Here is a 25,235-nt window from a genome sequence, read left to right as displayed (position 1 = left end):
ATTGTACTTGTCCCTTCATGCGGCAGCGCGGCGGCTGATGACGAAAACGTTGACGAGGAGCGATCCGATGAGGATGAGCCCGAACGCCATCTGCGTGACGAAACCTGAGACAGTGCCGAAGTTGAACGTGGATAGCAGGTAGGAAATCAAAAACATATTGATCGCTCCGAGGGTCGATCCCAGCGCACCCCCCCTACCACCAGACAGGCTCGCGCCGCCGAGAACAAGCGCGGTCACCGCCTGCAGCGTGTAGGTGCTGCCCTGAGTGGGATCACCCGACGAGATCAGCGCCGTGTAGCTGAGGCCGGCCAATCCAGCGAAGATGCCACCGACGACATGGGCGATGATGCGAACTGCGTCGACCCGCACACCACTGGTGTAGGCCATTCGCTCGTCGGCACCCGTCATACGCAGGTTCCGATAAAACATTGTGCGTCTCAGGAATACCCATACCACGTAGGCAGCCACGAGGAGCAGCAACACCGGAGAGAAGACGCTCGTTCCCGCACCCCAAGACAGCATCCAGTCCGGCGCAATGCCGCCCGGACGGGACATGACCATGAGATTGATACCCGATAGAACAAGGAAGCTCGCCAGCGTGACAATGATCGGAGCCACGCGGACATAAATGATCACGAGTGCTTGCAGAAGTTGATATACGGCCCCGAGGCCAATGGCCCACGCGACTACTGCGACAGGATTGGTGATACCGTTGCCGACGAGCCAGGTGATGAGCGTAACGTTGATGAAGCCCATGAGCGGACCGATAGAAAGGTCGACCGCTCCCCGACCCGCCATGACGATTGGCGTGAGCGCGAGGGCTGTAAGGATCAAAGGCGTGGCCACCAGAATTGCTCCGGACAGACCGTTGTTCGTGAACAAGCCTTGAGCGCGAAAGGCGACCGCGATCAGAAGCACGACGAAAAGCCCGGAGGGGACAAAAAGCGAGCGATCCTGGGTGACTTGACGGATGATGGTTCCGGACATCATGCGGTCCTTTCCAAATCGAACTCTACCAAAGCGTTTTTCGACTTCCCGAACATCGCGGCGAGGATGGGTTCTTCGCTAATTTCATCACCAGAAAGGGATCTGAATAGCTTTCCCGCGAAGAAAACGTCGACGCGATCGGCAAAGCCGATGAATTCCTCAATCTCACTGGAGAGATACACGACGCTGCCGCCCTTGTCGGCGAATGCGCGAAGCTCGCGATAGAGATCCCTCTTGGTTCCGAGGTCCACGCCGCGCGCCGGATCGTTCAAGACGATCATCTGCGGGTCGTTAGCGAAGGCTCGACCTATAAGTACCTTCTGCTGATTGCCGCCCGATAGCGACGTGATCTTGTTCGAAGGGCTTCCTATTTTGATGCGTAAGCGTTCGACCTCACGCTTGAACATCGGTTTTAGCGACTTCTTCCGAATTATGCCCAACGGACCGAGGTTTCGCTTGTAAACCCCAATTGCAAGGTTCTCGAAAATGCTTTGCTGCGGAAATATGCCCTCGCGCTTACGGTCCCCGGAAACATAGGAGATACCCGCGTTCGTCGCATCGCTCAGGCAAGTGACCGGTACCATTTTGCCCGTGTCAGCGGAAAGGACCTGTACCACACCGCCGAATGGCTGAACGATCCCGGCGACAGCGCGCACGAACGCGTCCTGGCCTTGTCCGTCAAGCCCCGCGACACCGACGATAGCTCCCTTTGGGAGTTCGAAATCAAACGGGCCTGCTGTTTTGTGGGTAGAAAGACCGCGAACTGTCAGAATTGCCGGACCTGTCTCGCGCCCCCGTGCCGACGCGTAGTCCTTGGCATCGCTCGCGCGACGGTCGGCCGGGGTCATCATCGCAAGGAGGTTTTCCTCGGTGATTTCGTGTTTGTCCAATACGCCAACTGTGACGCCATCCCTCAGGATAGTCGCCCGGTCGGCAATACGCACGAGTTCGGCAATCCGGTGGGTCACGATTAGGATCGTCGCGCCTTCGGTGCGGAGGCGGTCAATCTCTTCGTGCAAACGGATCGTTGAATCGAGATCGAGCGCAGCAGATGATTCGTCGAGAATTAGAACGCGTGGCTTTCTCAAGATTGCGCGGGCGATCACGATCCATTGTTTCACGCTAAGTGGAAGGCTGCTGACAACCTCGTCGAGATCGACAGACTTGCCAACAAGGCGGATGAGTATTTGCTGCGCCTCAGAGCGCCTGTTGTCGGCGCCCGTTTCAGACTTAAAGATGCCGTCACGGCCGACATAGAGGTTGTCGAAGACGGACGCCTCTTCGGCGACGAGCACTTCCTGGAATATCGTCGTGAGACCTATCTGTTTGGCCTCGGTAGGTGAAGTCACGCGTTCGCCGAGGATAGTCACGCGCCCCGCGTCGGGCAGGAGCACACCCGACATTATTTTGGCCATGGTGCTTTTGCCGCTTCCATTTTCGCCGACGATCGCGTGGACTTCGCCCGCATGGGCTTCGAAGTCACATTTTTTGAGGGCCCGGGTCTCGCCGAAAGACTTGGCGATGCCGACCATTCTGATTGTAATTTCTTCGGTCATGAGGGTTCTCCCCCGTAGTGGCCGCGCACAGCGGTCGTTCCTCCTGCGAATGGCGCTCCACCCGGCGGCCACAGCCGCCGGGTGGATACTCGCTTACTTCGCGACAGGCTTCCAAGGATCAGCAGGAAGCTCGAAGTACTGATCAGCGATACCCGCCGGGAACCAACCGTCGGCCTTCGGTTCAACAAAGTCCGTAGAGTTCAGATCGCAATCCTCGGGAAGCGTCGCCTTCACGTCTTCGATTGAGTAAGGCAGCACGGGCCGCAGGAATGACTGTACCTTCGGCCCCTGCCCCTGCAGCGTACGGAGCATGATCTCCCACATCTGCTGCATCTCGCGACGCGGCGGCCAGATGTGGAAGCTTGCATCGACCCAGTCGGGGTTCTTCCGCCAATAGCAAGCAGCCGATGCTTCACCACCAAGCGTGATCGGCACCATGGGTCGACCCGACTGCAGCATGGCATTGAGAACGCCGTTTTCCTGTGCACCCTGAGTGAGGATACCATCGATCTGGGTCGGGTTGGTTGCCAGGAACTTCTGGACTTCGACTTGAGCAACCTGATCAGTCCACTTACCTGCGACTTCTCCGACGATGTTGATGTCCGGGTACGTGGCGAGAGCCTCCTTGGCGGCCTTGTCAAAGCTGTCCGACGATGCAAAGCCCGGTATACCCGATACCAGAAGGACGTTGCCCTTCTTCCCGATCTTCTCTGCCAGCCAGGCCGCCATTTCCCGGCCGCCCTGGGCATGGTTGGCCGCTCCGTTGATCGCGTAGGGCGACGTCACGTAGCCGGAGAACGAAAATACAGGAACCCCTGCCTTGTAGGCGTAATCGATCGTCTGATTCAGCGCAGTGACGTTGGAGCAGCAGATGATGATCGCGTCTACCCCGTCGTCTACCATCTGACGCATCTGCTGGATCTGCACCGCGTCCTTGAGATCCGACTGGGTTACCACCACTTCAGAGATCAGCCCGGCCTCCTTCGACCGCGGCAGCAAGTCGCTCATGATCGCGTCAAGCGCAGCAGCGCGCCACGTGTTGCCTGCGTAGCTGCTCGCGTAGCCAATCCTCCAAGGCGGCCCCTTTTTGGGCTTGAAATCCTTGTAGACGCTTGCGCCAAGCGGGATTTGCGGATCGACCACCGCGTAGATCGCCTGCTCGGACCCTGGCAGTTGGTCCACCCCGTCGGCATGGGCCGCGCCGGCAAACGCGCAGGTAGCGACCAGCATCCCGAGGGTATGTTTCAACAAATCATTCATTCGATATCCTCCTCCCAAAGGGGCTTCAGGCGACTTTCGCGCGTGCGTCAGATGACTGCTGAATCTCGTCGAGGATCGGCAGCAGATACTTGCGGAACTCGGTGTAGTCTTCGGTGACCGGGAAATGCCCGAGCTTCTCCATCGTCCAAAACTTGCTGCCCTTGACGAGGTCCGCGGCGATCTTGGTATCCGCCGGCGAGGTGTTCGGATCGTACTCGCCCGTCAGGAAGTAGAGCATGCACTTCGACGTATCGATCTTGCTCGCTTCTTCCGGAGAAACGTTGTGGTCGTAGTAATAGTAATAGAGGTCGCCCGCGAAGATGCCCGGGCCGCCACAGCTGTATTCCCACTGAATTTCGCGGACATTGGATTCCGGCGAATAAGGCGAAATGTTCAGCAACATTGCCGCACCGATCGATGTGCGGTTGACGTTCGGGTTGTCGAATTCCTTGCGGATGCCCGCCATGCCGACATCGACGTATTCGGCGGCCGAGCGCAGTGCGCCTTCAACCGAGATCGTGGCGCGGAAGTTGTCGGGGTAGTTCGATGCGAGGTCGATCGCGAGATGGCCGCCCATGGAACTACCCATGTAGACCGGGCGATCGAGACCAAGAGCCTTCGAAAACACGAGTTGGAAGTCCATCATGAACTTCTTCGTCATGTTGTATTCCTTCTCCCACCAGCGGACGCCGTAGGGCGGGAGTGACTTGCCGTGGTAGGGTAGGTCGAACGCGATGACACGGAAGTTCTTCGTCACTTCCTCGTCGCAAAGCATGTGGCGGTACTGCCGCCCGTCGGAACCGGCCGTGTGGCCGACGAGCAGCGGAATGCCCTGCCCGGCTTCTTCATAATAGACGCGGTATTCGATACCTTCGATCGTGAGATAGATGTAACGGCCAGTGATCGGATCATGCTTGGTCATGCTGCTACTCCTTCCGGACGGGCATTGCGCATCAGGGTCGTCATGCGGTTCAGAGCAGGCAGATACGCGAAGGTTTCGTTGTTGTTGCTGAGGTGAAGCCCGTGCTTGATGTTGGAGGACTGTAGGCACTGGTAGAATGGCAGCGGCTTGAGCTGCAGCAGAGCATCCCACTGTTCCGCTGAGCCACGGATGACGATCTTGCACTTGTCGTCGTCATAGTTGGCCACTTCAACATTCACCAGCTTACCGTCTTCAAAATGAAGAGCGACGCTGCGGCTAGGAAAGTCGCATTTGATGATGCCGTTCAGGTAACGGGTTTCGCGTTTGAATTCGAAGTCCTCGCGCGCGAGTCGGGTGAACATCTCGAGATCGATAGCCAACTTCGGCTCCTCCCTAATTGATCGACGCGGACAATTCCGCGATCACAGTTTTGGTCGCCCCTCCCAGGGCGACGACGAATTCAGATTCCCATTTCGTTGAACACTTCCTGGGCGTGGCGGAAGCTATCGATTCCGGCAGGTACGCCCACATAGATCGCTACCTGCAGGAAGATTTCCTGGATTTCTTCCTTGGTCAGACCGTTGTTAATCGCACCCCGGACGTGCCCCTTGAGTTCGTGCGGGCGGTTCAGAACCGAGATCATTCCCAGATTGAGGATGGACCGCGAACGCCTGTCGAGACCGGGGCGGTTCCAGATCGTGTCCCAGCAGTACTCGGTGACTAGCTGCTGCATGGGCCATGTGAAGTCGGTCGCCTTTCCAAGTGCGGCGTCGACGTATGCATCCCCCATGACTTCACGACGCGTCGCAAGTCCATGAGCAAATTGCTCAGACGGCACCGGCCGTTCTCTGCCGCTGGTCTTTAGTTTCGCTGCTTCCGTTGCGGTCATTCCATAAAGCTCCCTAGCATTCGGTTAGATGATATTGACAGATTGTCAGACAATCTGTCAAATCATTTTAACACCCATAGACGACGCTGATGGCTTATTTTGCGTGATGCTTCAGGTACTGGATGACCCGGGTATGGTCTTCTGCAGGCCCGAGGTCTTTCTGAGCCGCATCCCATGCGTCCGCAGTGCTTGCGAGAGTTTCCAGACGAAGCCCGAGCGTTTTCGCGAGGTCCGCGGCGATACGGATGTCCTTCGCCATCAACCCGAGAGCGAAGCCGGATCCAAACGTCTCCGACAAGACAAATTGCTTCATCTTGACCTCGGTTGCGTTGTTCTTGCCCGAGGAAGAGTTGAGGATGTCAACGACCGTATCGGCCTCGAGTCCAAAGGAACGGCCAAGGATCACAGCCTCAATCGCCGCCAGTACGCCAGCGCCGGAGACGAAGTTGTTGATGGCCTTCATCGCATGGCCTGATCCGATGGGTCCCGTCTTAAATATCTGCGATCCCAGCGGTTTCAGGATGGCTTCCGCCTCGGCAATATCAACCTCCGCCCCTCCCGCCATGATGGTCAATGTGCCAGAGACGGCCCGCCTGACGCCGCCAGATACGGGAGCGTCGATTAGCCTGAGACCCCGGGCAGCCAGCTCGCCGCCGAGTTCCCTGGTATCGTTCGGAGCCGATGAACTCATGTCTATGACGAGGGCATTGGGCTTTAGCCCTTCGTAGGCGTTTCCCCTTAAAAGGGCGTCGCGGACGACCTTGCCATTCGGAAGCATGGTGATGACGAAGTCAGTGCCAGCCATGGCATCGGAGATCGATTCGGCGGCGCGGCCGCCTGCTCTCGCGAGATTTTGCCTAGCGTCTTCCGAGAGATCAAATCCGGAGACGTCGAAACCTGCTGAGATAAGATGTTGAGCCATAGGCTGGCCCATCGCGCCCAGCCCGATGAAGGCTATACGCGGTGTGTTGACTGTCGCTGACAATGTTTCCTCCGAGTTCAAACAAGCGATTGCAGCGCCTGTCTTCTTCAGAAGCGAATAAACGGATTATCAGACAATCTGTCAATCGCAAAATTAAGATTCGTTGGCCGCGTTCTTTCGCAAGTACTCCAGCGCCACCTTTGCAGCCTGGTCGATATGATGCTTACAGGCGGCGGCAGCCAGCGGACCGTTACGGTTCTTGATAGCTTCTGCAATCTCTTTGATTTCCGCGATGCTGTGCGCCAACCGTCCCGGTTGTGTCATCGACGTCATACGGAGAAGATTGATCCTGTTGTGTAGTGAGGTAAGCATCTGTCTAACGAACGTGTTTTTGCCGCCATCCATCAAACAGTCATAGAAAGCATTCTTCGCGTCGATCAGACGGCTACCTACCCCGCTCGCGGCGGCGGCTTCGAACTCAACTACGGCAGCCTGAAGTGTCGCAATATCCGCGGGCGTACCGTGTTCTGCAAACTGCTGCCCTGCAAATCCCTCCAGAAGCGCTCTAACTGTGTAAAGTTGGGCCGCCTCCTCGTAAGTGATCGTGCTGACTACCGGCCCCTTATGCGGATAGCTTGTGATGATCCCCTCAGCCTCAAGTTGGCGGAGTGCTTCCCGAACTGAGGTCCTGCCGACACCTAGCATCTCGCACAGCTCACGCTCGACTAAGCGTTGGCCCGGCTTAAACCGGCCGGTTGCAATCGCTTGACGAAGAGTCTCTTCGACCTTTACGCGCAGGGAAGCACTTTGTCTCACAATCTGTAGATCTGTCTGCATCACCATCACCAACAAGCGGCCGCACAGCCGCATAACCGTCTTTCTGAATACATATGGCGGCTTTCCCCGTGGATATCAACTTGGATTGTCTGATGATCCGCGGTGGCTAAGCAATATTTCCAGCACCACATCGGCGCAGGGACTGATCGACAACCTAGTTTCCAGCATCTTTCGATGAATGCTCTTCATCGCTCCGTACAACGGAATGCTGCATACGAAAGTCGACGGCACGGTTATATTCAAGCGCGTCCCATGGCCGCAACGGCGTCAACTACAATCTTGATTTGGGTAGCGAGGCCCAAAGAAGCGGTTTGATCAAATGGGATGGTCGGCACGCCGCGAGGTTCGGCATCTCACAAGACCATTGCCGCCGACCGCGATCGCATCGCAGGTTAAAGTAACTCAGGAAGCGACAAACCAACAATGACAGAACGGATGAATGCAATACTTGCACCCGGCAGAGTGGCGGTAGTGACAGGTGCCGCCAAGGGACTTGGCGCAAGCGCTGCTCGAGCTTTTGCAGCCAAAGGTATGGATCTTGTTCTCTTTGACAAAGACGAGCAGACGCTGATGGCGCTCGCAAACGAATTTAGCGTGAGAGTGCTTGCGATCATCGGAGACGTGGCTGATGAGGCGGATTTGGGCCGGTTACGTGATGAAACCCTCGAACGGTTCGGCGATGTCGCGATCCTCATGAACAACGCAGGTATTATAAAGGGCGCTGGGCCATGGGACGCCCCGTCGGCGTGGAAGCGACAGCTAGACGTGAATTTTGGAGGGATCCTAACCGCCCAGCATCTTTTCGTACCACAAATGATTGAGGCTCCCCGTCCTTCGGCGGTCATCAACCTCGGGTCCAAGGAGGGCATTACCACTCCTCCCGGCAACGCCGCCTATTCAGTCGCGAAGGCAGGAGTGAAGGTTCTGACGGAGCAGTTGTCCCACGAACTGCTGAAGGTCACCGATGGTCGTGTCTCTGCCCATCTGCTTGTCCCGGGCTACACCTGGACACCGATGAACTTCCCCGGAGTGAATCCGGTCACCGACGAGAAGCCTTCGGCTCCGTGGACTGCGGAACAGGTAATCGAACGACTTTTCCAAGGGCTGTACAACGACGAGTTCTACGTGATCTGCCCGGACAACGAGGTCACCTCGGCAATTGACGCCAAGCGTATTCGATGGGCCGCCGATGACATGATCGAAAACCGACCGGCATTGTCCCGGTGGCATCCGGAGTGGAAGGCCGCGTTTGCGGCGTGGTTGAAGGCGTAGATCGGGCGCGGACAGACGAATGGCCTATGAAACCCTACGTGGAAACACTATATTTGGCATTCCCAACTGGACCGGCCGTCGGGCGGCCGTACACCGTACGGATCCGACGGCGCTCGCAATCAGAAAAAATTTTCGGTTGCATGGCAATATCTACCATCCCATGAGCATATGTAGGTAGACAACGCATTTCTTATGATCGGAGTTCGATATGCCCTCAGAGGGCATTGTGTGGAGTGAAATTCAGTGGGATCAGGTTCTACCGCGCGTCCTCCTCTTCGCGGTTCGTCTTATGAAAAAGAGACCTTTTGCGGGGGCCGGCACTTCCGCAGAGGATTTGGTGTTTGACGCCGTCGGAAAAACAATGAGCGGCGCAAGGCAATGGAGACCAGAGGAAGTGGGTCTGACACAGCACTTGATGGGCGTGGTGTCGAGTGACCTCTACAATCTTGTCCGCAAGTCTGCGGCTTTTAAGAGCGAGAGCCTTGACGAGGCCGCAGTTGAATCGTTGGCGTCCAACGAGCCAAGCCCAGAAGAAACGACGATCGACCGCGACGAGATCAGTGCTTTCCTCTCCTTCCTCAGGAACCGCGATAGCGCACTGGCCGACGTTGCTTCGGCCATGATCCTACTGGGTGTAGAACGTCCACGCGAGTTGGCAGAGAGTTTGGATATCACGATCGAGAACGTTCACTCGATCAAAAAGAGACTGCGACGGGCGTCAGAGGACTACCTTGCGCAGGGTGAGAGAAAGTAAGATGGCACATCTCCTGAACCTCAGCATTGGGCACCCGGCGGACGCAGATAATTTCCGCGTTTTGGAAATGGACCACAAGGATGTCGATCTGGAACTGGCTCAAAGCGGCATCGCGGTCAATGAATTGATTTCAAGGGTGAAAGTGAAATCGGCTGCCATCGACGGGTATCTGGCGACCGTGGAGCGGGAAGATTCACCACGTGTCGTGAAAGGAAAGCTCCGGAAATTCGTTATTATGGGAGCCGGTCCGTTGGTGGTTGCCCTCGGAACCGCCGGAGCACTCCGAGCGGGGCTTGTTACCTCGGAAAACGCCATGATTCTGGCGGGTATCATCCTCGTGGGATGCGCGGTGATCATGGGAATCGCGGTTTGGGCAGCCCTTAACGTTCTTCTGGAGTCGGCGTTCAACAACTGGACGAGAGCTAGGCGCGCCGACGCAAAACTCCTGGCAACCGAAACCGCTATACAATCGTACGTAGTGCACTACCCGGAAACAGCAATGTTGCTAACTACCCACTTGGCGAAATTCCACATCACGTTCCTCCAAAAGCCATAGAGGATCACTTGTCTGACCAAACACTCTGCTTCTGCGCGATTGTATGCGTACTGATTTTCAACTTGTATATCCTACACTTCGCGCGGGATACTGGGTTGTTTGGCTTTCAGGGACTGAAAGAAAAAAGCAGGCACTGCGTGAAGATGTATCGAAGTTGCGCCGCGTGGCATGAGCGCATCTTCGTGGCAGTGACGTGCGCGTTCGTACTGTCCAGGTCAGGCTTGGCAGCAGTCCTGACCTTGGCGTCCGCGACGTCACTCCTCGTCATCGGGGCGGCGTGCAAGTACGAACCGCTGAAGGACATAATCGAGTTCGTGAAGTGGGTGGCCGAGTGGTTCGCACCTCAACCGCCTGCCGCGCCTCAGCAACTTCCCGGCCAGGGTGCGGTACATCCAAACTGACGATGTGGCCGAGCGTCACTCACGCCGGCCAGTTCGCGTTAAGCAGCTAATGCCAAAAAAAGGTCCCGCGAAATTCGCGGGACCTGGAGTTCGGACGGCAGGGTTTCCGTCCGCTGGGAGCTGAATTGACTGACTTAGGTGAGCTTGCCGACGGTCTTTTCCAGAATGGCCCACAGTTCTTCGCCATATTTTTCGCGCCAACCGGTATAGAAACCACCATCCCGCAGCTTCTGGCGGAATGGCTCGGTATCTGGTTGATTGAACACGAGGCCCTGTTTCGCCAATACGTCCTTGAGGGACTCCGATAGCTTCGCCATGTCCTGACGCTCGTCGAGCGCGGCCTGGTTGATGTTGCGGCTGACCACTTCCTGCACATCCGGCGGCAAGCCTTCCCAGTTGCGCTTGTTCGCGACGCAGAAGAATGCGTCCCACATGTGGCGGGTCAATGCGCAGAACTTCTGAACCTCGACGATGTTGGCCGTCTTGATATTCGCGAGGGAGTTTTCTTGGCCGTCGACGACTTTCGTTTGCAGCGCTGAGTAGAGTTCGTTGAAGTTGATCGACGCGGGAGCGGCTCCGAACGTCTGGAACATGGAAGTCCAAAGCGCCCCCACAGGCACGCGGATCTTCATGCCCTCGAGGTCCGCAGGCGAGTTGACGGGATGGGTGCTAGTCGTGATGTGCCGGAACCCGTTGTCCCACATCTTCTCCATCGGCAGGAGGTTGACCTTTTCGATGAGCTTGCGAAGCGCGACCCCAAGTTCGCCGTCCATGGTCTTCCAAACGGTATCATAGTCCGGGAAAATGAAGCCGAGGCCGTAGATAGACGCTGAGGGAACCATCGTTGAAAGCACGTTAATGCCGGAGTTCAGGAACAGATCGATGCCGCCTGCCCTCACCTGGGACAGCATATCAGTGTCGCTGCCGAGTTGGTTGTTCGGATAGACCTGCAGTTCCACCCGTCCGTTTGTTTCCTGCTGAATGCGCGCTGCGGCCTCCCTCGCACGCGCTGTGATCGGGTGGGTTTCGGCCAGGTTGAACGCGAACTTCAGTGAGTACTCAGCAGCGGCCGCACGCTTCACCGAAAAGCCGAGCGTAGCGGCTCCGAGACCGACAGTGGTCGTCATAGTGAATGCGCGTCTAGTCAAATTTACCATTTCGTTCTCCTCCTAATGAATTTTGTGAATGTTGATGAATGACGTCGGATTACAGGAACCCGATCGAGAGCCACGGAACAGCAGCGACGACAGCGAGGCCAATGGCCATGGCGATGATGTAACCAACGATCGGCTTCATCCCCACATCCGGGCTCACCCGACTGATTGCACAGGCGGCGTAGTAGCCAACCCCGAACGGCGGAGCGAAGAGCCCGATACCCATCGCCAGCACCACCACCATCGCGTAGTGCACCTGGTGGATCCCGAGTTGATGGGCAACCGGAAACAGGAGCGGCGCGAACAGGACGATCGCGGGAATACCCTCAAGCACGCTGCCAAGGATGATGAAGATGACGATCGAGACAATCATGAACGTCACCGCACCTCCGGGGAGAGCAGAGAGGCTTTGCGCTAGAGCCGTCGAGAAGCCAGATTGGGTCAAGCCCCAAGCCATCGCGGTGGCCGCGCCAATGATCAGAAGGATCGAACCCGAAAGGCTAGCCGTCTCCACAAGCATCGGCTTGAGCCGCCGCCATTCGAACTGACGGTAGAACAGAAGGCCGGCAATGACTGAGTATGCAATGCCGATCGTGGAGACCTCCGTCGCCGTCGCGACGCCCTCGATGACGGCGGAGCGGATGACGAACGGAAGCGCGAGCGCCGGAAGAGCGGCGAGAAGCAACTTTCCGATCTGCCGCCGGCTTGCCTTCTGGACCTGGCTGGTATCGTCGTTCCGGCAGCGCCACCGAACGAGGAAGCAAAGGGTAATCGCCAGAATAAGTCCGGGAAGAAGACCGCCCGTAAACAGCGCGGCGATCGATACCCCGGTCGCGGACCCCACCGTAATCAAGACGATGCTGGGCGGGATCGTTTCAGTCTGGGCACCCGTAGCCGAAAGAAGCGCGACCAGATCGCCTTCGTCAGCGCCGCGCGCTTTCATTTCGGGGAACAGGACGGGAGCGACGGCAGCCATGTCAGCGGCCTTCGATCCGGAAATCCCGGATACAAGGTACATCGCCGCGACCAAGACGTAGTGGAGCCCGCCGCGAACATGACCAAGGAGGCTGGCAAGGAACGCGACCATTGCACGAGCCATACCCGTCATTTGGATCAGCTGACCGAGAAAGACAAACAGCGGGATTGCGAGAAGGATCAAGTGACTGACACCTTCGTCAATCCGGCCGACAATGATCAACGGCGGAGTTCTGGTTGTAAGAATGAGATAGCCGAATGTGGCGATCGCGAACGAGAAGGCGATTGGCACCCCACCGAACACACAAGCGGCCACGCCCCCGACGAAGAAGATCAGAAGGTTCAAATTCCCGAGCCCCGCGAGAACGGGTTTCAGTGCCCAGAAAAGGCAAAAGATGGCGGCAACGGCGACGACTGCCGCTAGGGCAAGACGGAGATTAGAGCTCTGCAGGAGCCGCAACACCGCGAATACGAACATCAAAGCAAAACTGGTTGGCAATGCAGAGGCACGCCAAGAGTTCTGAATATCCATCGCGGGCGTCCAGATGTAGGACTCTTCGATGGCATACTCGAAGGAAGCGGGCAGGATCAGCACAAGAAAGGCAAGTGCCGCGGCAACTGACACGAGTTCGACAAAGCGTCGTGTGTCACCCTTTAGCGCGGTCACCAGCGCCGTCATGCGCATGTGCTCCTGCCGCTGAAAGGCGACCGCCGAGCCAAGCATGGCAAGCCACAGGAACAGGATTGAGGCCAGTTCGTCGGACCAGACCAACGGCATGTGGAAGACGTAGCGAGCGACGACGGCGGAGAACAGAAGAAGTATCTCGCAGAGCACCAAAAGTGCTACCGGGACCTCCAGGCACTTTACCAACGCGCCCTCGATCCGCCGTGCCACGGCTGCCAAGCTCGACGTCTGCTCGCCTACATCTTGGATGGTTCCGTGAACAGTCATGGCAGCCTCCCCATTCGGGCAAGCGTGCTCGTTTGCGCACTGACGCAACGCAGTCGTTTGTTCCTCAACGATTTATCCTCCCAGTAGTCACCGACAGCACCCTGAGGGCGCAAGCCTCCTCCCGGAAAGCCGCTCGGCTTCCGGCCCGTAGTGATGTTTGAAGAGCGCCTTCCCACAGGCGTCACGCGCTCACTCCTCAGCGCGTAGGTATAAGGTATGATGTCATACCCATAAACACAAGCGCTTTTTTAGCGGAACGCGATTGGCAACCGGCGGCAAGTCGAGGAAAGTGGGGGCTCGGAGAACGGGCCATCGAAACGCCAGTTTCGGCGAGCGATGCTGCCACCGCCCCAAATGCTACGAGCGGCTTGTTGTGAGCAATGAAGTGGCCGATGGGCCGTAAAGAGGGTCCGCAACAGCTCGGAGGTAGAAAAGAGCAAGCCGTGGCAGTCGGAGGCCAAAAGCTCCACCGATCGTCGACTTGTTGTCGAGATCCCCAATTATCGGTGCCGAGCTGACCTTCAGCGATGACTGCGAATGCACCGGACATACGCCGGACATAGGTCGCGGTCTGGGCGGCAATCATTCGCTGCCGCGTTCTGGAGCGACACGCAGATCAGTCAGAACATGAGGAGCACGGACTGAAGACCTTGGTAGCCCATACCGTCACTTCGCATCTTTCCGTGCTCGCTTGTGAGCTGCCGGTTTCCGCGACGTCGCTAGGCTAGGCTTCGTCTGTTGGCGCGACTTGTTGAAGGCGGCGATCTTCCCGGCCACCTCCTGAAACCAATACTCGATACGCATTTCGCAAAGAGCCTTGTGCGGTGGAAGCGCCGCAGCGGCTCGTCGCTCGAGCTCCGTTCTCAATCTGGCCAACCATGGGAACTCCGGCGCCAACTCGTCATCATACCCGCCGCGATACCGTTCATGAAGAGAGGCGAAAAGCTTGTCATTTGGCGAGCCATCATCGATCAACAGGTCGGCAAACGTGTCGACTCCCAAGTGATGAAGGACTGCGACACCACCATAGTTCTTCTTGTCCAACCCTGTTTCGATCAACTTCGATGAGTGGTCAGTCGACGTGCGCAACGATGACAGCAGTTCACCGGCTTCTAGCGCCATTTTGCGATCAAGCGCCTTTTGGGACGCCTTCTCGACTAGCGCGTGAATGGGCAAAAACTCGGGGTTCTCCACTTCATTATACACCAAGCTGCCATACGAGCCCGCCATCATCCCGAACAATTCATGCGCAGGGGTCAGCTTCCCTTCTGCGACAACATCGTCGAGATACTTTTGGAAATAGTCTTCGGTCGGCACACCATTCAGTAGATCATCATCGTAGCCCCTCAATCGGATAATGGTCCCCGCTGCGTGCAAAATCTGCCCCGGATGAACTACCTCACGCCCCGAAAGCTGCCGGACGAGTTCGTCTCTTGCCGTCTTGTAGTCTGTCGCAGTTAGCTCGTACCAGCTCCACAGGCGACGCCACGGAGGTGCGACGCGGTGCCCGACGACGGCCGGATGCTCACTTAGGAAGGCATTGACAGCCGGAACATCCACGGCCCCGCTAGAGAAGAGGTCCGCCAAATGGGCTGGTGGAATGATCGGATCATTCCATGCAACCAACTCATAGCGTTGCCCAATGTTCTGCCCGTTCACCTCGTCCGGATCGTCCTGCCGACGTCCAACCGACCGAATATCTGTTCGCAGTGACCGCAGCGAACCGTCATCCAAAGTCCCACTCCGGAATTCCATTCCAACGGCCACCATATAGAGCAGCAGGACACGTAGAGCCTGAGGATTGGACCGCAGCCTCGGATCAGTCGCAGTTACCAACCGTTCGAAATCGAACAGGATCGAACGAAGACTTCTGAAATTCTGCTTCTTCGAGGCCTTGAACGTTAAGAGAAGATCATCCCGCGCAGTCTGAACAGCTGTAACAACTTCTTTGCAGTCGAGGTTCTGGAGAAGATTGTCGAGCACGTTTTGGGGATCGGAACCAACGCGTATCGTTTTCCCGACCAGTTTTTCCTTCCGTCTGGAATAGTCCTGCCTCTCATGAGAGGCTATATCAGCCTCGCTCGCGACAACAATAACCCTCAGTTTGTTGTGTTCTACGTAACGATTGATATAGCCCATCACCTCCACCAGAGGCAGGTGCGAGCGTTCAAGGTCGTCGAAAACAAGCACGCGTCCGTCAAGCTTCAGAGTTAGATCTTGCAGAAGGGTCGCGTTCTCTTTGGCGTCGGCAGTTACCCCAAGTGCGCCGACAGCTCGAGAGAGGACGGTGTTTACAACCTTCGCCGCCTTCCCTCCCAGGATCGGGTGTGCCTTTTCGAACATCTGCGTCGTGATCTCAGCGAGGTCTTTGACCCCGAAAAGTGTCACGTGAATGAGCGGATCGACGGCTAGAGCATCGGCCTTGCGAGCCTTGGCCAGCCGTTCCTTGAAATAATTCGCGATGAAATAGCTTTTCCCCGACCCCCAAGGCCCTTCCAACAAAACGGCAGAATCCGGCTCTGCCTGCTGATCGAGATAATAATCCAAATACTCGGTCGCGCTTTCCTGTCCGCTCAAAGCCGTCCCCTAATTACATTAACGAATGCATGGACTTATTGGTTCTTCTTAACGCTGATAAATCACTTCTGGCGAAATTGCGAGCCGCATTGAAGCAATGCCCACCAGTGCAAGGCGAGGTCGTGTACGCAACGTGCCCCGTGTGACACACCGATTGTCCCAACGCCACCTACGCGCTAGACAAACACTACGGATTGCATTGGAGGTTGCTTGGGACGAAGCCGTTCAATCGCAATCGTGGGAATCCTGACCGCTGGTCTCCTCATAACCGCGGTGCGTCGTCATCTTTAGCCTTCCATGCGGATTTTACATGTACGTGCCATCGGAAGTCCTTCGCGCGATCGAAAATGTCTGGGCGATGCCGTCCCTGCAATCAATCGAGCTCAGAAAAACGCCAGAGGTCCTTGAGTTAGACGCCGTTTGCGAACGGGTCTACGCGCAAGGTAAAGGCGGTTATGCGCTTGCGAACGCTCTCCGATCGCTTGGCGTTCCCTGTATGCTGCCACCCGATGCGAAGGAATTGTGTCTTCATCCAGCAAAGGCGGCCGAAAGGCTCCACGACGCGTATCTCCGGAAAACAGTTCTCCGCCGCCATCTCTGTCCTCTTGAGTACGCAGACCACCTGCCGGAAGTCGTGTTCGGCACAAGCCGCGCAGGACAATTTACGAGCGCTGAGCTTGGTGAGTTCATGGACGCGAAACGTCTTCGAAGGTACTTTCCCGGATATCGCTTGGCTCTAAGGGACTACGCCAAATTTCGCTGGTTGGTCGTCGAGGAAGAAGTCATCGTAAAGGCGCCCCCACTGCAACGCGCCTTGCCATTCCTATCCATGGATTTCAGCCGTGATCTAGGAGAGATCAACCCACACCTCGGCCGCTTCCCGCAAGCCGTCGAGGTCGCCCTGTTCTTCCTTCTCCTTGCTCCCTGGGAAGAATGGGTCCGATACCAACAAGCGGGTTGGCGTGGTTTTCGATTGCCCTGGATATACTCGCTGGACGATGACCTCTTCGTCGGGCCGACGGTACCGCAAAGCCCAACTACCCTTGCGACGGAACCCGAGTACGATCACTGGGACAATGAGACCGGTGATGAGCGGGCAATAATCATTCCGCTCGACGACGGTTACGAGTCTCAATGGCTGCAGTTTGTTGGCGAGACATGGTCCGCATTTGAGAAGGCACGAACCACTGCACTGTTCGAAACCCCAGTCGGTCACTTCCTCGTCCGAGCTTTCCTGGCGGACGACATCGACGAGATCATGGCCCATATGACCACGATAGAGGCCGGGCTTGGAACCATCAGCGATCACAAAAGGAAACTGCGCCCCAAGCCTGATCCGCACAAAGACGTGTCCTCCACGGATAGGGTCGCGGCGAGACTGGCCGCTTTGCTGCGGGACCCCAGTTGCGTAGCGGACTACCAGGAGCTTTTCGACCTCAGAAGTACTTTCGTCCACGGAAGAGGCGGGATTGCGCCAATTTCAACGCAACAGCGTATCCGCGCGCGCAGCCTCGCACGACTCGTCGCAAGAAGGCTCGTGGACGATGCAGCGTCGTTGTCGGGGACCCGAGAGGCAAAGCTTGATCAGCTTCTCGACGCCGGGGTTCCTTTTCTCCCATAGGCAGACGTGAGACGCCTCTAGCCTTCGGATTTCATTTTCGAACGCTTTAACAAAGCTTTGCAACGCACATTAGAAGAAATCGATCTATTCTAATGAGAAGCCGTAGGCCAAAGCGATTCGCGGCAAAAACATTTTTGCGACAGGGTTCCGCATTCGGCTTCCCGAGACGATGGAATGACTAGATGGCAAATGCGGATGACGAGAATGACGAAGACCTGCGGCCCCTAACACGACGGCAGAAGGACGGAACGCTATTTTTCAGAGCCCCCGAGGTAGTTGAAGAACTCCGGCGGGTCCTACAGCGTCCGGTCGATGATCTGGTGGCCAAGAAGCGTACCGTTTCGAGCGCGGTCCTGGTCTATGTCATGCGTCATCTCAGGCCACCTAGAGAAACAAAATGGTTCATTGAGCTTTGGGAAGAGTTGCGTCGCCGCGTATCATACATGGCTTACAAACAAGCAGAGGGGTTATCTCCACAGCGTGCTCGAGACGTTAGCCAAGCGGTCTGTGACTGGTTCCGCGAGGAGCTTTTCTCCGAGACTGACAAGGCCGACGTGTTCGAAGCCTGCTTCAAGAAGGTGATCATTCTCAGGACACTCGATGAAATCCGAAAAGTGCGACGGCGCGACCAAATCGAGAAAAACGACGTCGAATTCCAGAACGACGATGGAAGCTACCGTGACTTGGTAGACGCCATAAATCTCCGCAACATCGGCCGCAGTATGCCTCGTGGTGAAGCCGCAGCTCAATTGAATCGAATACTGTCGCAGTTGACACCCAGAGAAAGGGACGCCGTCCTCGCTGTTCATGGGGAGGGACTGGCGGAAAGCTCAAGCGACCCCAACGAAATCACCGCTTCGTCGAAACTAGGTATATCCGATCGACGCATCCGCAAACTTCTCGCCAATGCGGAAAAACGAGCCTCGGCGAACGAGGAGGAATAATGCAAAAAATCAAGCACATTGAAGACATTCTTCTTGAACTTGTTGAAGCCGACGGATTTGGTGAACAAGAGGTTGTTGCCGCTATTGAGCGATATCCCGAACATCGGGAGTCCATCCTGGCGTTTTACATCGAGTGGCTGGCGGACGACGACGGAAAAGGCGCTCCTCCGATCCCGCCAGGCGAAGGAGGTTCCGACCTTTCCAAACTCTGGGATCAGGAAATCGACGCTGCAAATCCCTTCGAAAGTCAGCGACCTGCTGCTCTCAAGAGCATCGCGGAGAAATGCGATATTCCCTTGTCCATTTTGGTCAGGATTGAAGAACGGGCCATTCACGCCACATCGTTGCCCCTGATACTAATCCGGAAACTCGCCGAGGAACTGAAAACCACTGCATCCAGTCTACTTCAATTTCTCGAGCAGGATCAGGCGCTGACCGCATCGGATTTCCGTTCTGACAAAGCCCCCGTCCAGCGGGCCAAGCTCTCTTTTGCCGATGCGATCCGCAAAACTTCCATGCCGGAGGACAAGAAGCAGAAGTGGCTAGATCTTTCGGAATGATGCCATGGAAAACATCAACGCCGTCCGACGCGCTGCAAATCGACTAAGAGAGAAGATAGATCCGCGCTTCCAGCAGATGACTGCGTCGGAGGTCCTAATCCGGACGCTCGCCGATCAGGAACTGACGGTCGACGAAGTGGCGGCAGATGATGACGTTCTTGCGGGTGGTTTGGGCGTCCTCAAGCGGAAATACCAGACGATTTTTGTCTCAAAGGCCCTCCCCACGGACGAAAAGGCGGAGGTAATTGCGCACGAGATCGCCCATTTCGTTATTCACCTCGAGAACGAGGTCCGGATTGAGCGCGCCTACGCTGCCCCCGGTGCGGGTGATCCTGTGCAGCGCGTTGAGGCTTATAGCAAACGGGAGCGCCGCGAAGCCCAGGCCAATACCTTCGCCCGGGAACTGCTGTTGCCGCGAAGACTCGCTCGCCGGCTCTTTCAGGAAGGCCTGCGCGCGGCGGAAATCGCAACTGCCTTAGGGCTGAAGCTCGAAACGGTCTACCAGCAATTAGCAGACTCCCTTCTGTTGCCGGAGCCGGCAGAACCAAAGCAAAAGGTGGCGCGAGCGCCCCAGGAGCTCGACGAGTCCCAACACATGGCGGCGATGCACATTGGCTCGCCTTTTCTGCTTGAGGCGGGCCCCGGAACGGGGAAGACCAAGACCATGGTCGAGCGCATCGTTTGGCTGCTCGGCGAAAAACATGCGACCGCTGACGAGGTCCTGGCGCTTACATTCTCAAACAAGGCCGCCGAAGAAATCGCCGACCGCGTTGAGCGCGCTGTCGGGCCGGAAGCGGTCAATATCTGGACGGGGACCTTCCACGCCTTTGGTCTGGAACTCCTCCGAAAGCATCACGAGCGGTTCAATCTCCCACCAGACCCGCGCCTCATCGACACGAGCGAGGCGATCAATCTCCTTGAAGACGCCTTACCCGCTCTCCCTATCGTCCACATGCAGAATTTGTTTGAGCCGGCGCTGGCTCTACGCGACATCCTGAGGACGATATCGAGGGCAAAAGACGAACTTGTAGGACCAGACGATTACTACGAACTGGCCGAGGAAATGATGCGAGTCACTGACCGCAACGACTCCGCCGCCTGGAAGGCTGCCGAAAAATGCAAAGAAGTGGCCCTCGTCTATAGGCATTACCAGAGAATTCTGGAGTCGATCCAAGCCGTGGACTATGGCGATTTGATCCGCCTGCCCGCGGTGAAAATGCAGTCCGACCCGTCCTTCCAGGCGCTGCTCGCCGCCAAATTCAAATGGGTTCATGTCGACGAATACCAGGACATCAACCGCGCTAGTGCCATGATGGTCAAAGGGGTCGTAGGGGAAGGAGAGCGGTTGTGGGTCGTGGGCGACGCACGGCAATCGATTTATCGCTTCAGAGGCGCCTCAAGTAGAAACATGGCCCGTTTCACCCGGGACTACCCCCAGGGCATCCGCGGGCAACTCAAGGTGAACTACCGCTCGACAGAGCCGATCGTCTCAACCTTCAAATCTTTCGGGGCGAGAATGCTGGTCTCGGCATATGCCCTGCCCCTCGACCTGAGAGCTTATCGCGGCGAGGCACCAAGCCGTCCGTCAACTTCGATTGGAGCGGATCCCGCTGGCGAAATCGACTTGCTCGCAGGGAACATCAGGGAACTGGAACGCGAAGGCGTCCCGTTGAGAGATCAAGCGGTCATCGCCCGCACGAATGGCACTCTGGCGACGTTAGGGGCTGAACTCGAGGCACGCGGTATCCCCGTCTTGTACATCGGGCCCCTCTTCGATCGGCCCGAAGTCCGTGATCTCCTGTCGCTGCTTTCCCTTATTGTGCATGACGGTTCCAGCGTGTTCCGGGTGGGAGGGTTTCCCGAATATGGCCTTCGTGCCCCGGAACTCGCGCGGGTGATCCAGGAAGCCAAGTCGCGGGAAATCACGGTGCGGGAGTTGCTTGATCGACAGATCGAAGTCACGGGGGTGGATCAGAAATCGTTAAGAAGTCTGGCAATCCTGTCGAGCCAAATCGCTGGCTACGGTCCGGGAAGTACTCCTTGGTTCGTGCTGATGGATTACCTATTCAATCGAAGCGACTATGTCGCAACGGTATTGAGCGGACAGATGCCATCCGACGACGTGCGCCGAGCCGCGGTTCGCCAATTGATCGAGGCCCTCAGAACCATGCCGTTGCGGGGCAGCAAGGCTCCGATCGTGCGCGGCCTCGAACGCATTCGCCATCTGGTCCTGCTCTCAGACGATCGTGAGCTTCGACGACTGCCCGACGAGATGCAAGATATCGATGGGGTGAATCTGATGACGATTCACGCCAGCAAAGGCCTTGAGTTCGACGCGGTCCACCTGCCGCAATTGACCCGGCGCGCGATCCCCGCCGCCAACAGACCGGACGCCTGCCCTCCGGTCGCGGGCATGATCGCGGAGAACGTAGAGGTCGACGCGCACGAAGCAGAAGAGGAATGCTTGTTTTTCGTCGCTCTATCCCGGGCAAAGTCGTATCTCAAGCTTTATCGCCCTTCTATGTCGGGCGGAAAGAACTCCAATCCGTCGAAGTTCCTTGATCGTCTGCCCATCTCTACTGCGCATGGCCCCGCCCCGCTGCGGAGGATCTTTCCGCAAAGTGGCCTCGAACCCATTTCAGACATGGACGTCCCGGCAACTCTGACAGCCGCCGACATAGAGGCTTTCGAACGATGTCCTCGACGCTTCTTCTACGATCGAGTGGCAGGACTCGGTGGCTCGATGGCGCGCTCTGCATACCTGCAGGCCCACGGATGCATCCTTGCCGTCGTTGACGCGGCGCGTGCAGCGGACGCACCACTAACCAGCGATGAGATGCGGCAAATCTTCGAGCGGGCCTGGAACGAGACAAAACTGCCGGGGCATCCCTTCGAGAAGCCATACCGAGACCTGGTAGAGAGGATGCTAGGAAATCTGACCCCGACGCTTCTGTCGGCGGCCAAGGCCAAGTCGTTCGTCGTTTCGGTACGCGGCCGCGACATCAACGTTGCTGCGGACTTTGTGCGTGGGCCCGCGGAAAGCCCGACCCTGACCGTTGTACGTTCCGGAAAGCGTTCTTCGTCTGAGGCCGACAGGATCTCGTATTCACTGCTACTGGAGGGTGCGCAGATGGAGTATGGCGCACGTTTCCGTCTTGAGACTTTCCACGTTATCGACGGCACCGCTGGTCCCGTCGATCAGACACCTGTGAAAAAAGGCAACCGCGTCACGGCGGCTAAAGATGCGGTCAAAGCCATGGAAGACGGGTTGTACCCAGCTATTCGAAGCGATTTTCAGTGCCCGCGCTGCAAACACTTCTTTATCTGCCCCGCTCCCCAAAAAAGTTAACGGACACCGTTCCGGAATCCACCACGCCCAACGATTGACTCTTTGAAAGCCCGGCATGGCGCTGCGCTTGCAAGAGGAAATTGCAAAATGACTGTGGTAGAAAAGCAAAGCCGCACCGACGCCCGCAAGGCATTCCGCTTCACTGTGGACGGCAACGAGTACGTATCGGACGATCGCCATATCGATACGCGCGAAATCCTTAATATATCCGGCAACCATCCGGCGGACGAGTATGTCCTCATCCGTATTGCCGATCGCCGCACCTTCGCGCTGGATCTCGAGCGTAAGACCGACCTCGGCGAAAAGGGCGAAGAAGTTTTTCGCGCCTTTCACGCGGACCGTGTCTACCGCTTGACGGTGGACGGACGTGGCTTCGACTGGGGCGAGGCCTCTATCGACGAGGCGGATCTCCGTAGGATTTGCGAAATCGGCGAAGACCAGGTCTTCAAGCTCGACCGCGAGGACAGACCCGACGCGTTCGTCGATGACGGCGGTGAAATCCAGCTTGGCGAGAGCGGTACCGAGCGTCTGCGCATCGTCGCTCGGCCCGTTGTGAAGGTCACCGTCAATGGCAACCCGATCAACCTGCCGCGCGGGTGGATGACCGGGCTGGAAATCAAGTCCGCCGCCATCGCCCAGGGGGTGAGGATCGAACTCGATTTCACCCTCGACGAGGAACCGGCGGGCGGGGGCGACACCCAGATCATCGGTGACGACGACCGTACCTTCATTGAAGGCTGCGAGCGCTTCGGCGCGGTCGACCACCATGAGGACAGCTAAAGATGACCGAACTCAAGGCTGGCGTCGCCTCGGCAATACAGGCGATCCGCGAACACTTTCGCCATTGCGACGTGAAGGTCCTGCCGAGCGCCGGCGGCGGGGCCAACGTTATCATCGAGGATGTTCCGCTTGGTCCCCCTTACAACCAAGCGAAAACGTGGGTGGGTTTTTATCTTTCGGATGCCTGTCCCTACGACGACACCTACCCGTTTTACGTCACGGGCAGTCTGTCCCGCATCGACGGCACGGCGTTGCTAAGCCCACTTTACATCAACCAGCGATTCCCCGCTGATGGCTCGTCTACAGAAACCCGGGACGCCGTGATGGTTTCAAGGCGGCAGCGAAATAGGGGATCGTTTGCCTACGAGTCACCGCTTCTCAAACTCAAGACTGTTTTGAAATGGATGGTACAACAATGACCCAATGCGAAATCCGCGTCTCTTCGGAAATGTACGCGAAGCTTCATGCGCATCTGTTTCCCGGTGACGGCGACGAACATGGCGCCGTGATGCATGCCGGCCTCATTCATACGCCCGGTGGCCCGGTACTGACCGTTCGCAAAGTCGTCTTGGCGGTCGAAGGCAGGGACTGGGTGCCGGGAACGCGCGGCTATCGCAAATTGATCGCACCATTTATTTCCAAGCAGGCACGGCGTTGTCGCGACGAGAAGCTAGTCTACATCGCCGTTCACAATCATGGCCCGGGAAACCGCGTTGCCTTCTCCGACGTTGACTTGGAATCCCATGAGCGGGGTTTTCCCGCGCTTCTCGACCTTGTCGAGGGTATGCCCGTCGGGTCTCTTGTATTCGCCGAGGAAGCTGTTGCCGGAGATATCTGGTTGCCAGGCGGTAAGCGCCTCGACGTCAGCCGGATGATCGTCGTCGGGCCTCGGCGGACTGAGCTTCTGCCAGCCCCGCGCGTCATCGATGCTGTCAGGCGAGAACGATATGACCGACAGGTTCGGATTTTCGGGGAACGTGGCCAAGAAATCCTCTCGCAGAGCCGCGTCGCCATTATCGGCCTCGGCGGTGTTGGCTCCCTCCTCGCTGAGCTACTGGGTAGGCTTGGTGTCGGTTCTTTTGTTCTCGTCGACCCTGATCGCGTACAAATCAGCAACGTCCCCAGGCTGGTCGATGCGACAGGATGGGATGCAAAGTCCTGGCTCACAGCCGAAGGACGTCCCGAGTGGCTGCGACGCCTGGGGTCGAGGCTGGCCACACGAAAGGTCGACCTTTCTCGCAGAGTTATCAAGCGCGCCAATCGGAGTGCCCATGTCGAGAGACATTTCACTTCGATGGAGACCCAAGCTGTCGTCGATGCACTCAAGACCTGCGACTACATTTTTTTGGCGGCCGACGGGCATCGCGCCCGACTGCTCTTCAATAGCCTGGTTCATCAGTACTTGGTGCCAGGGGTTCAGCTCGGAAGCCGGATACAAGTCGAAGAGATCACTGGCGATGTGGTGAACGTCCATACAGCCGCGCGGCTTGTTACGCCGGCTGGAGGTTGCCTCCTTTGCAATCAAGCCATCGACCCTCGCAAACTCAGAGAGGAAAGCACTTCGGCCGAAATGCGTGAAAGAGAGCGTTATGTTGACAGCGCCGATGCCTCTGCACCGAGTGTGATAACGCTAAATAGCCTTAGTGCCTCGCAGGCCGCGAATGACTTCCTATTCTACATGACGGGCCTGACCGCGGCGGAAGCATTCCAGGGAACCGTACAAGCTCGCCCGCTCGAACGGCGTCTTCGCTTTGTTACGCCTCGCCGAGACGACGACTGCATCGACTGCAGTAGCGGTCGCGAATCCCGGTTTGGCCGTGGTCAGAACTGGCCGCTACCCATTATCGACTAAAAGGAGTGCGTCAAGACTCGAAAGTCCCGGCACGCGAGCCCCCGTTAAAGCGCCCCGCTTGCCCGAGATGCAGTTTTATGTTTCTCTAATACACGTTGCACTTGCAAACGTGTAC

General features: G+C 57.2%; 21 protein-coding genes. 10 read left to right on the top strand and 11 right to left on the bottom strand.

The genetic code is table 11. The features are described 5' to 3' along the window. Positions 1–15 precede the first annotated feature (15 nt). The 8 genes from ACTJKE_RS06600 to ACTJKE_RS06565 all read right to left on the bottom strand — a co-directional run bounded on the left by ACTJKE_RS06600 (position 16) and on the right by ACTJKE_RS06565 (position 7,373). Entirely contained in the window at positions 16–990 is a 975-nt protein-coding gene (locus ACTJKE_RS06600; protein WP_440691497.1) for an ABC transporter permease, read from the bottom strand. Then, positions 987–2,543 carry a sugar ABC transporter ATP-binding protein gene (locus ACTJKE_RS06595; RefSeq protein WP_440691495.1) on the bottom strand — a complete coding sequence of 519 codons (1,557 nt, stop codon included), beginning with the start codon at positions 2,541–2,543 and terminating at the stop codon, positions 987–989. Before ACTJKE_RS06595 ends, ACTJKE_RS06600 begins: the two co-directional genes overlap by 4 nt. 93 nt (positions 2,544–2,636) lie before the next feature. Then, positions 2,637–3,803, bottom strand: a complete 1,167-nt coding sequence (locus ACTJKE_RS06590; protein ID WP_440691493.1) for an ABC transporter substrate-binding protein — start codon at positions 3,801–3,803, stop codon at positions 2,637–2,639. Between the two features lie 25 nt (positions 3,804–3,828). Beyond that, the gene (locus tag ACTJKE_RS06585) at positions 3,829–4,725 is read right to left on the bottom strand and encodes an alpha/beta fold hydrolase (RefSeq protein WP_060521629.1); all 897 of its coding nucleotides are present in this window, start codon (positions 4,723–4,725) and stop codon (positions 3,829–3,831) included. Beyond that, complete coding sequence (locus ACTJKE_RS06580; RefSeq protein ID WP_440691491.1) at positions 4,722–5,105, bottom strand: hypothetical protein; 384 nt, start codon at positions 5,103–5,105, stop codon at positions 4,722–4,724. The genes ACTJKE_RS06585 and ACTJKE_RS06580 overlap by 4 nt, the downstream gene beginning before the upstream one ends. Positions 5,106–5,185: 80 nt before the next feature. Then, positions 5,186–5,614 (bottom strand): carboxymuconolactone decarboxylase family protein, encoded by a 429-nt coding sequence (locus ACTJKE_RS06575; protein ID WP_197423400.1) that lies wholly within the window; start codon positions 5,612–5,614, stop codon positions 5,186–5,188. A gap of 94 nt (positions 5,615–5,708) precedes the next feature. Further along, on the bottom strand, positions 5,709–6,548 hold the full coding sequence (locus tag ACTJKE_RS06570) for an NAD(P)-dependent oxidoreductase (protein WP_440691622.1): 840 nt from the start codon (positions 6,546–6,548) through the stop codon (positions 5,709–5,711). 141 nt (positions 6,549–6,689) lie between these two features. Further along, a complete protein-coding gene (locus ACTJKE_RS06565; protein WP_440691489.1) occupies positions 6,690–7,373 on the bottom strand; it encodes a GntR family transcriptional regulator in 684 nt (227 codons plus the stop codon). 423 nt (positions 7,374–7,796) lie between these two features. Between ACTJKE_RS06565 and ACTJKE_RS06560 the strand changes: the two genes are divergently transcribed. The 3 genes from ACTJKE_RS06560 (at position 7,797) to ACTJKE_RS06550 (ending at position 9,955) form a co-directional block, all read left to right on the top strand. Continuing rightward, entirely contained in the window at positions 7,797–8,645 is an 849-nt protein-coding gene (locus tag ACTJKE_RS06560) for an SDR family NAD(P)-dependent oxidoreductase (protein ID WP_060521632.1), read from the top strand. Between the two features lie 208 nt (positions 8,646–8,853). Then, entirely contained in the window at positions 8,854–9,399 is a 546-nt protein-coding gene (locus ACTJKE_RS06555; RefSeq protein ID WP_060521633.1) for a hypothetical protein, read from the top strand. Between the two features lies 1 nt (position 9,400). Beyond that, complete coding sequence (locus ACTJKE_RS06550; RefSeq protein WP_060521634.1) at positions 9,401–9,955, top strand: hypothetical protein; 555 nt, start codon at positions 9,401–9,403, stop codon at positions 9,953–9,955. Between the two features lie 535 nt (positions 9,956–10,490). Here ACTJKE_RS06550 and ACTJKE_RS06545 read toward each other — a convergent pair. The 3 genes from ACTJKE_RS06545 to ACTJKE_RS06535 all read right to left on the bottom strand — a co-directional run bounded on the left by ACTJKE_RS06545 (position 10,491) and on the right by ACTJKE_RS06535 (position 16,014). Further along, positions 10,491–11,483: a TRAP transporter substrate-binding protein gene (locus ACTJKE_RS06545; RefSeq protein WP_060521636.1), complete on the bottom strand. Its 993-nt coding sequence runs from the start codon at positions 11,481–11,483 to the stop codon at positions 10,491–10,493. Between the two features lie 79 nt (positions 11,484–11,562). Next, on the bottom strand, positions 11,563–13,437 hold the full coding sequence (locus ACTJKE_RS06540) for a TRAP transporter large permease (protein WP_440691486.1): 1,875 nt from the start codon (positions 13,435–13,437) through the stop codon (positions 11,563–11,565). A 666-nt stretch (positions 13,438–14,103) separates the two neighbouring features. Beyond that, positions 14,104–16,014 carry a P-loop NTPase fold protein gene (locus ACTJKE_RS06535; protein WP_440691484.1) on the bottom strand — a complete coding sequence of 637 codons (1,911 nt, stop codon included), beginning with the start codon at positions 16,012–16,014 and terminating at the stop codon, positions 14,104–14,106. Positions 16,015–16,324: 310 nt separating this feature from the next. Here ACTJKE_RS06535 and ACTJKE_RS06530 point away from each other — a divergent pair, with 310 nt between their 5' ends. The 7 genes from ACTJKE_RS06530 (at position 16,325) to ACTJKE_RS06500 (ending at position 25,120) form a co-directional block, all read left to right on the top strand. Beyond that, complete coding sequence (locus ACTJKE_RS06530) at positions 16,325–17,635, top strand: hypothetical protein (RefSeq protein WP_060521638.1); 1,311 nt, start codon at positions 16,325–16,327, stop codon at positions 17,633–17,635. A gap of 182 nt (positions 17,636–17,817) precedes the next feature. Beyond that, entirely contained in the window at positions 17,818–18,579 is a 762-nt protein-coding gene (locus ACTJKE_RS06525) for a hypothetical protein (RefSeq protein ID WP_440691482.1), read from the top strand. Then, positions 18,579–19,139, top strand: a complete 561-nt coding sequence (locus ACTJKE_RS06520) for a hypothetical protein (RefSeq protein WP_060521640.1) — start codon at positions 18,579–18,581, stop codon at positions 19,137–19,139. The genes ACTJKE_RS06525 and ACTJKE_RS06520 overlap by 1 nt, the downstream gene beginning before the upstream one ends. A gap of 4 nt (positions 19,140–19,143) precedes the next feature. Beyond that, positions 19,144–22,488, top strand: coding sequence for a UvrD-helicase domain-containing protein (locus tag ACTJKE_RS06515; RefSeq protein WP_440691480.1), 3,345 nt, complete (start codon positions 19,144–19,146; stop codon positions 22,486–22,488). 87 nt (positions 22,489–22,575) lie between these two features. Beyond that, complete coding sequence (locus ACTJKE_RS06510; RefSeq protein ID WP_060521642.1) at positions 22,576–23,268, top strand: multiubiquitin domain-containing protein; 693 nt, start codon at positions 22,576–22,578, stop codon at positions 23,266–23,268. A gap of 2 nt (positions 23,269–23,270) precedes the next feature. Beyond that, a complete protein-coding gene (locus ACTJKE_RS06505) occupies positions 23,271–23,687 on the top strand; it encodes a hypothetical protein (RefSeq protein WP_440691478.1) in 417 nt (138 codons plus the stop codon). Further along, the gene (locus ACTJKE_RS06500; protein ID WP_440691476.1) at positions 23,684–25,120 is read left to right on the top strand and encodes a ThiF family adenylyltransferase; all 1,437 of its coding nucleotides are present in this window, start codon (positions 23,684–23,686) and stop codon (positions 25,118–25,120) included. The genes ACTJKE_RS06505 and ACTJKE_RS06500 overlap by 4 nt, the downstream gene beginning before the upstream one ends. The last annotated feature ends 115 nt before the right edge of the window (positions 25,121–25,235 follow it).

The organism is Ensifer sp. 22521 (assembly GCF_052044795.1).
In the GTDB taxonomy this organism is placed as follows: Bacteria; Pseudomonadota; Alphaproteobacteria; order Rhizobiales; family Rhizobiaceae; genus Ensifer.
The sequence above is the reverse complement of the archived record's forward strand: the minus strand, read 5'-3'. Positions and strand labels throughout refer to the sequence as shown.

What these genes read in the sequence shown, in the direction of transcription:
- ACTJKE_RS06600 (WP_440691497.1), bottom strand. Translation starts at nt 990, where the DNA reads ATGATGTCCGGAACCATCATCCGTCAAGTCACCCAGGATCGCTCGCTT.
- ACTJKE_RS06595 (WP_440691495.1), bottom strand. Translation starts at nt 2,543, where the DNA reads ATGACCGAAGAAATTACAATCAGAATGGTCGGCATCGCCAAGTCTTTC.
- ACTJKE_RS06590 (WP_440691493.1), bottom strand. Translation starts at nt 3,803, where the DNA reads ATGAATGATTTGTTGAAACATACCCTCGGGATGCTGGTCGCTACCTGC.
- ACTJKE_RS06585 (WP_060521629.1), bottom strand. Translation starts at nt 4,725, where the DNA reads ATGACCAAGCATGATCCGATCACTGGCCGTTACATCTATCTCACGATC.
- ACTJKE_RS06575 (WP_197423400.1), bottom strand. Translation starts at nt 5,614, where the DNA reads ATGACCGCAACGGAAGCAGCGAAACTAAAGACCAGCGGCAGAGAACGG.
- ACTJKE_RS06570 (WP_440691622.1), bottom strand. Translation starts at nt 6,548, where the DNA reads ATGGGCCAGCCTATGGCTCAACATCTTATCTCAGCAGGTTTCGACGTC.
- ACTJKE_RS06565 (WP_440691489.1), bottom strand. Translation starts at nt 7,373, where the DNA reads ATGCAGACAGATCTACAGATTGTGAGACAAAGTGCTTCCCTGCGCGTA.
- ACTJKE_RS06560 (WP_060521632.1), top strand. Translation starts at nt 7,797, where the DNA reads ATGACAGAACGGATGAATGCAATACTTGCACCCGGCAGAGTGGCGGTA.
- ACTJKE_RS06555 (WP_060521633.1), top strand. Translation starts at nt 8,854, where the DNA reads ATGCCCTCAGAGGGCATTGTGTGGAGTGAAATTCAGTGGGATCAGGTT.
- ACTJKE_RS06550 (WP_060521634.1), top strand. Translation starts at nt 9,401, where the DNA reads ATGGCACATCTCCTGAACCTCAGCATTGGGCACCCGGCGGACGCAGAT.
- ACTJKE_RS06545 (WP_060521636.1), bottom strand. Translation starts at nt 11,483, where the DNA reads ATGACGACCACTGTCGGTCTCGGAGCCGCTACGCTCGGCTTTTCGGTG.
- ACTJKE_RS06540 (WP_440691486.1), bottom strand. Translation starts at nt 13,437, where the DNA reads ATGACTGTTCACGGAACCATCCAAGATGTAGGCGAGCAGACGTCGAGC.
- ACTJKE_RS06530 (WP_060521638.1), top strand. Translation starts at nt 16,325, where the DNA reads ATGTACGTGCCATCGGAAGTCCTTCGCGCGATCGAAAATGTCTGGGCG.
- ACTJKE_RS06525 (WP_440691482.1), top strand. Translation starts at nt 17,818, where the DNA reads ATGGCAAATGCGGATGACGAGAATGACGAAGACCTGCGGCCCCTAACA.
- ACTJKE_RS06520 (WP_060521640.1), top strand. Translation starts at nt 18,579, where the DNA reads ATGCAAAAAATCAAGCACATTGAAGACATTCTTCTTGAACTTGTTGAA.
- ACTJKE_RS06515 (WP_440691480.1), top strand. Translation starts at nt 19,144, where the DNA reads ATGGAAAACATCAACGCCGTCCGACGCGCTGCAAATCGACTAAGAGAG.
- ACTJKE_RS06510 (WP_060521642.1), top strand. Translation starts at nt 22,576, where the DNA reads ATGACTGTGGTAGAAAAGCAAAGCCGCACCGACGCCCGCAAGGCATTC.
- ACTJKE_RS06505 (WP_440691478.1), top strand. Translation starts at nt 23,271, where the DNA reads ATGACCGAACTCAAGGCTGGCGTCGCCTCGGCAATACAGGCGATCCGC.
- ACTJKE_RS06500 (WP_440691476.1), top strand. Translation starts at nt 23,684, where the DNA reads ATGACCCAATGCGAAATCCGCGTCTCTTCGGAAATGTACGCGAAGCTT.